Here is an 11,887-nt window from a genome sequence, read left to right as displayed (position 1 = left end):
ATCCGAGCGCCACTTTTCCCACCTCAGCGATCTTCTCAGAGACGGACGCAGACCTGCCACAGATCGTACTGGATGGCGGCGGCCGTTACTTCCCGCCCTGCCCCCGGCCCCTGTATCACCAGCGGGTTGGTACGATAGCTGTCGCTCTCGATGGCGAACACGTTGTCACAAGGCAGCAAATTGGCAAACGGGTGGTGAGGCTCCAGCGCCTCCAGCCCGACCCTGGCCTTGCCATCGTGCTCGAAGCGGGCGACGTAGCGCAGCACCTTGCCAACCCGACGCGCCCCCTCAAATGCGGTCTGGATCGGGTCATCCAGCTCTTTGAGCCTGTCCATGAACTGATCCGTGCTCACCTTGCGCAGTGTCACCGGCACCAGGTTTTCCAGTTCGATATCCGCGGAATCCAGCTCGAAACCCGCCTCCCGCGCCAGGATCAGCAACTTGCGGCGCACATCCTGACCGGAGAGATCCTCGCGGGGATCCGGCTCGGTCAGGCCGTGCTGCCACGCCTCGTCCACCAGCTCGGAGAAGGGGCGAGTGCCGTCATACTGCTGGAACAGCCAGGAGAGGGTGCCGGAGAAAATACCCGAGACCCCCTGAATGCGGTCGCCGCTCTGGCGCAGCATCTGGATGCTGGACTGGATCGGCAGCCCGGCGCCCACGGTGGCGTTGTAGCGCCACTGCACCTGATGATCGCGGCAGGTCTGCTTGATGCGCTGGTAGAACTCGCTCTCGGCGGCACCGGCAAACTTGTTGGCGGCGATGATGTGAATACCGAGCTGGGCAAAATCCGGGTAGTAGCGACTCACCGTCTCGCTGGCGGTCAAGTCCAGGGCAATCAGCGTATCGAAACTGTGCTGCTCCAGCTGGGTCAGCAGTTCGGGCCAGATCAGCGGTTTGGGGTTGAATTTGTCCTGCACCTTGAGGGGATCCAGCCCCTCTTCGTCCAGCAGCCCCCCTTCCGAGCTGAACACCCCGTACAGGGTCAACGCCAGATTGAGCTCATGTTCGAGCCGCGCCTTCTCGCGGGCATAGAGGGTGAGCCAGTGGCCGCCTATGTTGCCCTTGCCAAATACCACCAGCCCGACCCGGGTAGGGCGACTGAACAGGGCGCTGTGCAAGGCGATGAGCAGGGGCTCCAGCACCACCTGACGCAGCACGGCCACCAAGCTCAGGCCATCTCTGGCCACCTGCACGAACTCCAGCGGCTGATCCGCCAGCAACTGATAGAAGCGGTGACACTGCTCGGCGTTGTCGGTGACACCGGCGCCCACCAGGGCCACCAGACTGAATCCCTCTTTCTGGATAAGGCCAGTGAAGCTGCCCTGCAGCTGGAAGTCGCGCAGTATCTCGAACGCCCCTTCCGCCACTTCCAGGGTATAGGCCAGACGCAGTACCCGCCGATCCGGCTGACGCTGCAGGGTGAGCGGGTTGAGGCGGTGGCGGGCCAGATGGGCCTCGATAGCCGCCACCGTCTGCTCATAGTGGGTCTGTGGCAGCACTTTCAGCTCGATGAGAGCGATCTGATCCACAGAGGAGACGATGCGGGCACCACCGGAGCGCGGCGCCCGGCGCAGTATGTGAGTGCAGCCCTCATCCGGGTTGTAGCTGCAGCGCAGGGTGAGACGCTGGCGACTGTCCGCCACCGGTTGCAGGGTGCGCGAATGCAGCACGGACGAACCGAGGCGAGCCAGCTCGTTTGCTTCTGCCAGACTGAGACGCTCCAGCAGGCGCGCCTCCTTCACTCGGCGCGGATCGGCGCTGTAGACACCGGCCACGTCGCTCCAGATGGTGGTGGATTCGCCATCAGCCAGGGCTGCCAAGAGGCTGGCGCTGTAGTCGGAGCCGTTGCGCCCGAGCAGCAGGGAGCGCCCCTCCATGTCGGCAGCGATGAAACCTGTCACCACGATGCGACCGGCATGTTCGGCCAGACGGGCCTTGAGCAGTTCACTGGAAAGGGCCGTATCCACCTTGACCAGGGCACCATCCTCGGCACGCAGGAAGCTGCGGGCATCAAGCCAGATGGCCTTCTCACCCCGGCTGCTGAGCAGGGCGGCCAGCAGGCGCGCCGACCACACTTCGCCAAAGGCGAGCAGGCCGTTACGGGCGAAGCGGTCAAACTGCCCCTCCAGGGTCTTGGCGATCAGTTGCATGTCATCGGCCAGCTGCTGGCTGAGATCAAGCTGCAGCTCTCCCTCCAGCAGGCCATCGATCAGGCTCTGCTGATAAGCTTGAAGCGCAGAGATGGCTTCACCGGCCGCCTCATCCCCCGCATCGGCCAGCTCCACCAGCTGGATCAAGCGGTTGGTGGTCTTGCCGGCGGCGGAGACCACGACGAGCTCATCCCCGCCAACCTGCTGTTCGACGATAGCGGCGACCCGGCGATAGCAGACCGGATCCGCCAGACTGCTGCCACCAAACTTGTGTACCTGCCGCCGCTTCAACCCTGCTTGTGTTGCCACCGCTATATCTCCTTGCTGCTGTTCCATTACTTCGCCACCTGTTCTGCCAGCTGCGCCTGTTCAAAAGCCTGAGCCAGATCGGCCACCAGATCTTCACCGTGTTCAATACCCACCGACAGACGCAACAGCTGGGCGCTGATGCCCGCCGCCTGCTGCGCCGCCGGTGTCATGGCCCTGTGGGTCATGCTGGCCGGATGGGCCACCAGACTCTCCACCCCGCCGAGAGACTCGGCTACCGAGAAGAGGGTGAGGGCCGCGAGGAAGGTGCGCAATCCCGCCTCGCTGCAATCGAGTTCAAAACTTAGCATGGCGCCGAAGCCGGACTGTTGACGGCGCGCAATATCATGGCCTGGATGACTCTGCAGGCTGGGATGATAGATTTTTTTGACCAGCGGCTGTTGCTGCAGGAAGGCGAGAATGCGATCCGTGTTCTCCTGATGGGCGCGCAATCTGGGAGCCAGGGTGCGCAGGCCGCGCAGGGTGAGGTAGGAGTCGAACGCCCCGGAGGTGAGTCCCAGACAGTTGGCCCACCACACCAGTGATTCAGCCAGCGCGGGATCCTTGGCAATGGCCACGCCCCCCACCACGTCGGAGTGGCCGTTGATGTACTTGGTGGTGGAGTGCACCACAACATCGGCCCCCAGCGACAACGGCTGTTGCAGCAGCGGAGAGAGGAAGGTGTTGTCCACCACCACCTGGGCACCCACCTCATGGGAGGCGGCGGCGATGGCGGTGATGTCCACTACCCGCAGCAAGGGGTTGGAAGGGGTCTCCACCCACACCAGCGCCGGCTTCTGTGTCAGCGCCTCTGCCAGTGCGGCCTCGTCACCCTGATCGACAAACTGCACCCGATAGTGGCCCTTGGCAGCCAGATACTCGAACAGGCGCCAGGTACCGCCGTAACAGTCGTGAGGGGCGATCAGCAGATCCCCCGCCTTGAGCAGAGCAGTGGTCACCAGATGGATGGCCCCCATGCCGGTGCCGGTCACAACGGCGCCAGCCCCCCCTTCCAGCGCCGCCAGCGCATCCGCCAGATTGGTACGGGTCGGGTTGCCGGAGCGGGCATAATCGTATTGACGGGGCTCACCAAAGTCGGCAAAGGTGTAGTTGCTGGAGAGGTAAATGGGCGGCACCACGGCACCGTGCTGCTGGTCTGTTTCAATCCCGGTGCGTACCGCCAGGGTGGCCTTATGACTCATGCTGCTCTCCTTGGCTTTGTGACTGGGCGATTGATCCGGCTCGATTTCCGATGCAACGTACCGGCAGGGTAGCCTTGTGGGTCATTTCCGCTCTCCTTGATGTGTCTCGGGACTGTGTCTGCGGTTTCTCTGCCACACTCATCCCCGCCATTGCTGGCTCATGGTGAACCACACTACGCCACTGCAAAAAAGCCGTCAACACTTCTGGACGTCTAAATGGCTTTGCTGTTGGATTGCCATTAATTTCCTTAAGGGTTAAAATCCGCGCTCACGGCCAAATGAGAACAGGTGAATCATGGGTACAGAGTGGAACGGCGACTACGTCAGCCCCTACGCAGAACACGGCAAGAAGAGCGAACAGGTCAAGAAGATTACTGTCTCGATCCCGCTCAAGGTGTTGAAGGTGTTGACCGATGAGCGCACCCGTCGCCAGGTGAACAACCTGCGTCATGCGACCAACAGTGAGCTGCTCTGTGAAGCCTTCCTGCACGCTTTCACCGGTCAGCCGCTGCCCTGCGACGACGATCTGCGCAAGGATCATCCGGACAGCGTCCCCGCCGAGGTGCGCGCCATCATGGAAGCGCTGGGCAAAGAGATCGAAGATTTCGACGCAGAGTAATACCTGCGACCTATGCCAAACAGCAATCCCTCTTTGAAGATGACGCGGCCCCAGGCCGCGTCATTGCTATCTACCGCCTCCCCCTTCAGCCTGCGCCACTACCAGAGCGACATCAGCAGCCACAGCCACGACTTCGCCCAGCTGGTGATCCCCCTGGACGGCCCCCTCGAGATCGAGGTACAGGGCCAGGGACGTCGCCTCGCCCCCGGTTTTGTCTGCGTGATAGCCCCTGGCGAGCGGCACGACTACGCCGCCGATCCGGCCCTCTCGTTTCTGGTGCAGGAGAGCGACTGGCTCCCCGGCGATCTGGCGGCCCGCCCCTTTATCGAGCTGGACGAGCCCCAGCGCCACTACCTCGCCTTCCTGCACCGCATGGTGGCAGCGGGTCGCCAGGTGGCGGGCATGGAGCAAGTGTGGCTCTCCCTGCTGGCACAAGGGCAAGAAATGCACTCCTCTGTTCCTCCTCGCCTTGCCGCCCGTATCCTCAAGGTGCAGCGCCATATCGAGGCCCACCTCGCCGAGCCCCTTGGCAATGAGCAGCTCGCCGCCATCGCCTGCCTCGGTCAGAGTCAGTTCAAGCACACCTTTCGCCAGCAGCTGGGGATGAGCGTCTCCCACTACATACGGGCACGGCGCATGACGCTGGCACGCACCCTGCTTTCCCACACCCAACTGCCCATAGGCGAGATCGCCAGTCGCTGCGGCTACCAGAATCAGGGAGCCTTCGCCGAGCGCTTCCTGACCGAGAGCGGGCTGACCCCTTCCCTCTGGCGCCAGCAAAACGGCCTTTTGCCGTAACAGGGCGGCCAGTCACCGAAGACAGCCAGCGCCGTTTCGAGGCATGCTGAGGCCAATGCAAGGTGTATGAAACGAGGAGCCAAGATGCAGACCATAAGCTGGCAGCAGTTCGAGATGATAGAGCTGAGAGTGGGCACCCTGGTGCGGGTCGAGCCCTTCCCCGAGGCACGCCGGCCCGCCTACAAGGTGTGGGCGGATTTCGGTCCCGAGCTCGGGGTACGCAAGAGCAGCGCCCAGATAACGGACCTCTATCGACCTGAGGAGCTGGTGGGCCGCCAGATAGTCGCCGTGGTGAACTTTCCCCCCAAACAGATAGGCCCCATCCAGTCGGAGTTTCTACTGACCGGTTTCTACCGGGCTGACGGTGCGGTTGTGATGGCCATCCCTGAGCAGGCGGTGGAGAACGGGGCCAAGCTGGGCTGATGCCCTTGGCCCCATGAAAAAAGAGAGGCGACCCCAGGGTCGCCTCTCTCATTTTTTGCCGCAGCTCGCTGTTACTTCAACAGGCTGAAGACCAGCGCCGACACCGCCAGCGCCCCGGTCAGCAGGATAAAGCCGTTGGTCCAGCCCTGGCGGAAGCGGGCCAGCGCCTCCACCTTGTAGATCGCTATCACCGGCATGATGAAGAGGATCATGGCGATGACGGGGCCGGAGAGGGTCTCCATCAGACCCAGGATACCCGGGTTGATGACGGCAGCCCCCCAGATGGCGAAGAACATCAGGGCGATGCCGAGCTTGTCGGCATTGGCCAGCGACAGGCCGGTGGGCTTGGCAATCAGGCTTTTCAGGCTCTCCCGGGCGCCGAGGAAGTGGCCGAGGAAGGAAGAGCTGATGGCGATAAAGGCGATGAGGGGCCCTAGCGTCACTATCACAGGGTTGTCGGTGATGTTGGCGAGATAGGAGAGCACTGAGACGTTCTGGGCCTTGGCTTCGGCAAGCTGGGCCGGAGTGAGGCTCAGCACGCAGGAGAAGACGAAGAAGAGCACGAAGCCCACCAGCATTATGGTGGTGTTGCGCAGGATCAGGCCGCTCTTGGCCTCGGCCTGCTCACCATATTCCCGGCGCTGCACGTTGGCAAAGCCGGAGATGGCGGCGGCATGGCTGAAGGCAAAAACGGTCACCGGCAGCGCCAGCCAGACGGTATTAAGGAAGCTGCCGCCATCAAAGGCGGTGACTTCCGGCCACTGCCACTGGGGAATGAGGTAGCAGGAGAGCGCCGCCAGAATGGCCGCCAGCGGATAGACCATGAAGGCAAAGGCGCGCAGCATCGCTTTCTCCCCGGCCATCATCACGGCGATCATGGCAAACACCAGCAGGCCGGAGAGCATCACCCGGTTCGGGGTGGCCATGCCGAGCTGGTTGACCATGAAGCTCTCCACCGTGTTGGTCAGCCCCACACCGTAGATGAGCAGTATCGGGAAGATGGAGAGGAAATAGAGCGCCGAGATAAGGCGGCCGGCCATCTTGCCGAAGTGCTCCTCGGCCACCTCGGTGAAATCGGCATGGGGACGGGAGGAAGAAAGCACGAAGCGGGCCAGCCCGCGGTGAGCCAGGAAGGTCATGGGACCGGCCAGTACGGCGACTATGACCAGGGGCCAGATACCGCCCAGACCCAGATTGATGGGCAGAAAGAGTATGCCGGCGCCGACGGCGGTGCCAAACAGGCTGATCACCCAGTGGGTATCATGACTGCGCCAACGGGCAGTGCTGGTAACGGCTGGCTGGGAAGCAGACAGCTCCTTGACGACATCTACAGATAAACTCATTACTAATCCACTTTTTGTCAGTGTTTTAATCTGAGCACATTGTGGTTTATCAGGATTTAATTCTCAAAATGAGGGACTGAAACATATCACTACCATAACGCGCTCAAGCCAGTGAGATAGGGAATTCAATCGGGATTGGATAATCGCGTAAAACTACAAAACATGAAAATTGCGATATATAAATCCAAATTTACATTCATACTCACTTTTTTATTTTGACCAAATGATCGTTCGCAGGATTACCTGAAAATCCATGCCAAATCTTCCCGCTCGATGATGACGTTCCACTGTCATTCACGTTCTTTGCCAGTGGATACTCCTATGCATGCCGGATAAAAGCAGCGGATCACACCAGACAATCAGGCGACCATGAGGTCGCCTGATTGAGTCTTGCGATGAAATGTCAGCCAACTCAGTGAGCGAGAATAGTGCCCCAGGCGAGATCCGGATCTCCCATCACTATGAAGTCCGGGTTCTCCAGCGACTCGGTTTCGTTGTAGCTGAGCGGTTGCAACGCCAGGCTGAGGATACGGCCACCAGCCGCCTCGACGATGCACTGGGCAGCGGCGGTATCCCACTCGCCGGTGGGGCCGAGTCGCACATAGCAATCGGCTGCCCCTTCCGCCACCAGGCAGGACTTGAGGGAGCTGGAACCGAGCGGTATCAGCTCGTAGTTGATGGCCGGATTGAGGCGGCGGGTCAGATTCTCCAGCTTCTGGCGACGGCTGATGGCCACCACCAGGGAGTCTGGCTGGTCATGTTCGTGATGCATGGCGCTGATGGGCAAGGTCTCGCCGTTCACCTCCTTGAAGGCGCCGTGACCACGCACCGCCCAGTAGAGCACGTCAGACTCGGGGGCGTAGATGACCCCAAGCACCGGCACATTGTCCCGTACCAGGGCGATCAGGGTGGCGAAATCGCCGCTGCCGGCAATGAACTCACCGGTGCCGTCGAGGGGATCCACCAGCCAGTACTGCCGCCAGTTGGACCGCTGACTGAAGGGCACATCGGCCGCCTCTTCGGTCAGCACGGGTACATGGGGGGTGAGCGCCGACAGCGCCTGTTTGAGGTAGGCATCGGCAGCAAGATCGGCACTGGTGACCGGGGTCGCATCCTCCTTCAGCTGACGCTCGAACTGACCGCCGTGATAGATTTCGTGAAGGATACGTCCCGCTTCGCGGGCGATCTCCTTGACCCCTGGAACCCAGGCCAACAACTCCTGCATCTTGTTATCCTCTGTTTTTATTGCCTTTGCCCACGTTCGGGCTAGTTTTCCTGCTCCGCCAGCCACTTCTGGGCCAGCAGCAGGGCACTGATGCTGCGCGACTCGGTAAAGTCGGAACGCGCCAGCAATTCATCAATCCGGTTGAGCGGCCAGGGGATCACCTCCAGAGGCTCGGGTTCATCGCCGACTCGCTGCTCGGGGAAGAGATCCCTCGCCAGCAGTATGTCCATCCGGCTGGAGAAGTAACCCGGCGCCAGTGACACCTGCTTGAGGGGGATCAGGCTGTTGGCGCCAAAACCGGCCTCCTCCATCAGCTCCCGGTTACCCGCCTCGAAGGCGTTCTCACCCGGGTCTATCAGCCCCTTGGGAAAGCCCAGCTCGTAAGAGTGAGTACCAGCCGCATACTCGCGCACCAGCAGTAGGGTGTGGGCGTCATACAGGGGCACCACCATGACGGCGCCCCGGTTGCCACCCCGCATCCGCTCATAGACTCGCTCCTCGCCATTGGAGAATTTGAGGTGCAGGGATTCCACCTTGAACAGCCGGCTCTCGGCCACTATCTCTGCCTTGAGGATCTCCGGCTTGTTCTTGTCGAGATTCAGGGTCTCGACACAGATATGCTCGGGCTTGCTCTTGTGGTGGTCACTCATCGGGCGTTGGCTGCTCGTTAAAAAATAGTGCTTCAAGAGTAAACGACTCCCACACCGAACACCACGGGGCAAGGACGGGAAAACGGACGGAAAAATCCGTTATAATGCCGCCCCGTTTTCCTCCCGAATATTGACACCAAGAGGCCCCATGCCGACCCAGCTGCCCTGGCACCAGATAGACACAGTCCTGCTCGATATGGATGGCACCCTGATCGATCTCCATTTTGACAACCACCTCTGGCAACAACTGGTGCCGACACGCTACGCAGAGCGACTCGACCTGCCGCTGGACCAAGCCAGAGCACACATCGATGCCCACTATCACGCCGTCAGCGGCACCCTCGACTGGTACTGTGTGGATTACTGGAGCCAGACCCTGGGGCTGGATATTCGCGCCCTCAAGCAGGAGATCCTGGAGAAGATCCAGTGGCGGCCCAACGTCATCCCCTTCCTTGCCGAGCTGCGGGCGGCAGGCAAGCAGCTGGTGCTGTTTACCAACGCCCACCCCGCCAGCCTGTCGGTCAAGGAGGCGCGGCTCGGCCTCGCCGGGCATGTGGATTTGATGGTAAGCACCCACGAACTGGGCTGGTCGAAGGAGAGCCAGCACTGCTGGCAGGCGCTGGCCGAGCGGCTGGCGTTCGATCCGGCCCGTACCCTGTTTGTGGATGACAGCGAGCGGATCCTGCGGGCCGCCGCCGACTACGGCATCGGCTATCAGCTTGCCATCCAGAATCCGGACAGTTGCCAGCCCGAGCAGCACATCACCGCCTTCCCGGCGATCCGTGACTACGCCGAGCTGATGCCGCTGGCCGTGTGATGCCAGATGGGGGCAGGGCTCTCCAAACTGACGGATAAACAGAAGGGCTGCCCAGGCAGCCCTTGTCGATCCCGGGTCGACTCACCCCTGCCACGTCACCAGCCGGTACTGCTTCTTGCCCCTGCGCAGCAGCAGATAGCGGTCAAACAGCCGATCCTCGGCACTCAGCTGCTCATCCTGCCTGATGGTGCCATTGAGGCTGATGGCCCCCGCCGCCAGCAGTTCGCGGGCGATGCGCTTGGAGTTCGCCAGACCGCAGCTGACCAACAGAGTGACCAGATCGATCTCGCCGCTGACTGTGCTGCTCGGCATGCCATCCTGCGCCAGCTGGGCCAGATCGCTCTCGCCAAGGCGCGCCACGTCGCCGCTAAACAGCAGCTCGCTGATGCGCTGCACCGCCGCCAGCGCCGCCTTGCCATGCACCAGTTCGGTCAGCTCATCCGCCAACACCTGCTGGGCCTGCTTGCGCCCTTGCCGCTGGGCATCTTCTGCCTCCAGTGCATCAATCTCGCTCAGCGACATAAAGCTGTAGTAGCGCAGGAAGCGGTAGACATCCTCATCCGCGGTGCCGAGCCAGAACTGGTAGAAGGCGTAAGGCGAGGTGAGCGCAGGATCCAGCCAGACGGCACCGCCTTCGGTCTTGCCGAACTTGGTACCGTCCGCCTTGGTGATAAGGGGCAGGGTCATGCCGTGCACCTGCGCCTGATGGAGGCGACGGGTGAGATCCATGCCGCTGGTGATATTGCCCCACTGGTCGTTGCCGCCAATTTGCAGGGTGCAGCCGAGCCGCTGGTGCAGCACTGCAAAGTCGTAGGATTGCAGCAGGGCGTAGGAGAACTCGGTGAACGAGATGCCCTGATCCGGACGGGCCAGTCGCTGGCGCACCGACTCCCGCGCCAGCATGGCATTGACCGAGAAGTGCTTGCCGATATCCCGCAGAAAATCGAGGGCGGACATCTGCCCCATCCAGTCGCCATTGTTGACCAGTTGCGGGGCACAGAGGCCGTCGTCGGCGGGCAGCAGCGCCCTGATCTGGGCCGACAGGCTGGCAACCCAACCCAGCACGGTATCGGCACTGTTGAGGCTGCGCTCGGTCGCCTTGAAGCTGGGGTCGCCGATAAGGCCGGTCGCCCCGCCCACCAGTGCCACCGGGGTGTGGCCCGCCAGCTGGAAGCGGCGCAGCATCAAGAGCGGCACCAGATGACCGATATGCAGGCTGCCGGCGGTGGGATCGAACCCGCAATAGACGGTGCGTGGCGTGGCGAGGTGGGAGGCCAGGGCCGCCGGGTCGGAATTCTGGGCCACAAGGCCGCGCTGGCTCAGCTCATCGAGCAGGTGGGGGTTGATCATGGGTGCTCCAACAGCAGGGGGAAAAGCCGTCATCCTCGCCGTTCTGGTCGGTGGCGGATATGTCCCCTGAGGGACAGTTTTGTCACTCTCGTGCTAGCATCCACCCATAGTAGGGAGCTGCTCCCCGCCACCGGAAATCCACCACCGTGACTCAACGACCATGACCCAGCCATTCGCCACTGATGCCCTGACCCGCAGCATGACCGAGGTGGTCGATGCCCTGCACAGCAGCGCCTTTGCGGCGGCGCTGGTGCGGCTGATCCAGCAGCAGGTGGCGTTTGATTGCGCCCTGCTGCTCGGGGTGGGGCAAAGGCCCGTCTACCTCTACGACAACCTGAGCCACCAGCGGGCCCTGCTGTTTGATCGCTATCTCACCAGCCACTTCAGTCAGGATCCCTTTATGCAGGCGCTGGAGCAGGGCTTGCCTGCCGGCGTCTGGACTTTGGCACAAGTGTCACAAGGGCGGCTCGATCCCGAATATCGCCATCACTTCTATCAGGCCACCGGCTGGCAGGAGGAGGTGGGGCTGATCCTGCCGGTACGGGACGGACTGACGCTGATGCTGTTTCTCGGTCGCCTCGACAAGCGCAGTACCCTCAGCCAGAACGAGCTGGCGAGGCTGGAGCAGCTGTTTCCGCTGGTACATTCGCTGTGTCGTCAGCAGTGGCAGCAGAGCCAGCCGCTGCTGGCCCAGAGCAGCGCGCCGCCGGACAGCGCCAGCCTCAAGAGTGCAGTGGAACAGGCGATGGCAAGTGTGGGGGGCGATCGGCTTACCCGTCGGGAACGGCAGGTGGCGGAGTTGCTGCTGCAGGGGCTGGATACCGAGGCGATTGCCGCTGCGCTCGGGATTGGCTGCGGCACTGTAAAGAATCACCGCAAGCACCTCTATGGCAAGCTGCGACTCGGCTCGCGGGCCGAGCTGTTCAATCTCTTTCTGAACCACCTGATCACGGCGCCGGTTGGCGACATACAAACCCCATAACGACATAACCCCGCCGAAG

11 protein-coding genes are annotated in these 11,887 nt (G+C 62.0%); 5 read left to right on the top strand and 6 right to left on the bottom strand.

Going from position 1 to position 11,887, the window contains the following annotated elements; genetic code table 11:
• Positions 1-35: 35 nt before the first annotated feature.
• Complete coding sequence (locus OKC28_RS05840) at positions 36-2,489, bottom strand: bifunctional aspartate kinase/homoserine dehydrogenase II (RefSeq protein WP_270688108.1); 2,454 nt, start codon at positions 2,487-2,489, stop codon at positions 36-38.
• Positions 2,489-3,661, bottom strand: a complete 1,173-nt coding sequence (metB, locus tag OKC28_RS05835) for a cystathionine gamma-synthase (protein WP_270688106.1) — start codon at positions 3,659-3,661, stop codon at positions 2,489-2,491. The genes OKC28_RS05840 and metB overlap by 1 nt, the downstream gene beginning before the upstream one ends.
• A gap of 295 nt (positions 3,662-3,956) precedes the next feature.
• Here metB and metJ point away from each other — a divergent pair, with 295 nt between their 5' ends.
• From metJ to OKC28_RS05820, 3 genes are all read left to right on the top strand, one after another.
• Positions 3,957-4,280 (top strand): met regulon transcriptional regulator MetJ, encoded by a 324-nt coding sequence (metJ, locus tag OKC28_RS05830; protein ID WP_005315809.1) that lies wholly within the window; start codon positions 3,957-3,959, stop codon positions 4,278-4,280.
• A 39-nt stretch (positions 4,281-4,319) separates the two neighbouring features.
• Positions 4,320-5,078, top strand: coding sequence for an AraC family transcriptional regulator (locus OKC28_RS05825; protein ID WP_270688227.1), 759 nt, complete (start codon positions 4,320-4,322; stop codon positions 5,076-5,078).
• Between the two features lie 84 nt (positions 5,079-5,162).
• Complete coding sequence (locus OKC28_RS05820) at positions 5,163-5,501, top strand: tRNA-binding protein (protein ID WP_059113747.1); 339 nt, start codon at positions 5,163-5,165, stop codon at positions 5,499-5,501.
• Between the two features lie 71 nt (positions 5,502-5,572).
• Here OKC28_RS05820 and OKC28_RS05815 read toward each other — a convergent pair whose 3' ends face one another.
• The 3 genes from OKC28_RS05815 to nudE all read right to left on the bottom strand — a co-directional run bounded on the left by OKC28_RS05815 (position 5,573) and on the right by nudE (position 8,719).
• Positions 5,573-6,844: an aromatic amino acid transport family protein gene (locus OKC28_RS05815; protein WP_059113746.1), complete on the bottom strand. Its 1,272-nt coding sequence runs from the start codon at positions 6,842-6,844 to the stop codon at positions 5,573-5,575.
• A 412-nt stretch (positions 6,845-7,256) separates the two neighbouring features.
• Positions 7,257-8,069 carry a 3'(2'),5'-bisphosphate nucleotidase CysQ gene (gene cysQ, locus OKC28_RS05810; protein WP_005315821.1) on the bottom strand — a complete coding sequence of 271 codons (813 nt, stop codon included), beginning with the start codon at positions 8,067-8,069 and terminating at the stop codon, positions 7,257-7,259.
• 41 nt (positions 8,070-8,110) lie between these two features.
• Entirely contained in the window at positions 8,111-8,719 is a 609-nt protein-coding gene (nudE, locus tag OKC28_RS05805; protein ID WP_265451497.1) for an ADP compounds hydrolase NudE, read from the bottom strand.
• Between the two features lie 148 nt (positions 8,720-8,867).
• Here nudE and yrfG point away from each other — a divergent pair, with 148 nt between their 5' ends.
• Positions 8,868-9,536, top strand: a complete 669-nt coding sequence (yrfG, locus tag OKC28_RS05800; RefSeq protein ID WP_270688102.1) for a GMP/IMP nucleotidase — start codon at positions 8,868-8,870, stop codon at positions 9,534-9,536.
• 81 nt (positions 9,537-9,617) lie between these two features.
• Here the strand turns inward: yrfG and tyrS are convergent, their stop codons facing one another.
• Entirely contained in the window at positions 9,618-10,886 is a 1,269-nt protein-coding gene (gene tyrS / locus OKC28_RS05795) for a tyrosine--tRNA ligase (RefSeq protein WP_270688100.1), read from the bottom strand.
• A 160-nt stretch (positions 10,887-11,046) separates the two neighbouring features.
• Here tyrS and OKC28_RS05790 point away from each other — a divergent pair, with 160 nt between their 5' ends.
• Positions 11,047-11,868 (top strand): helix-turn-helix domain-containing protein, encoded by an 822-nt coding sequence (locus tag OKC28_RS05790; RefSeq protein WP_270688098.1) that lies wholly within the window; start codon positions 11,047-11,049, stop codon positions 11,866-11,868.
• Positions 11,869-11,887: the final 19 nt, after the last annotated feature.

The organism is Aeromonas sp. D3, assembly GCF_027705025.1.
GTDB lineage: Bacteria > Pseudomonadota > Gammaproteobacteria > Enterobacterales > Aeromonadaceae > Aeromonas > Aeromonas salmonicida.
The sequence above is the reverse complement of the archived record's forward strand: the minus strand, read 5'-3'. Positions and strand labels throughout refer to the sequence as shown.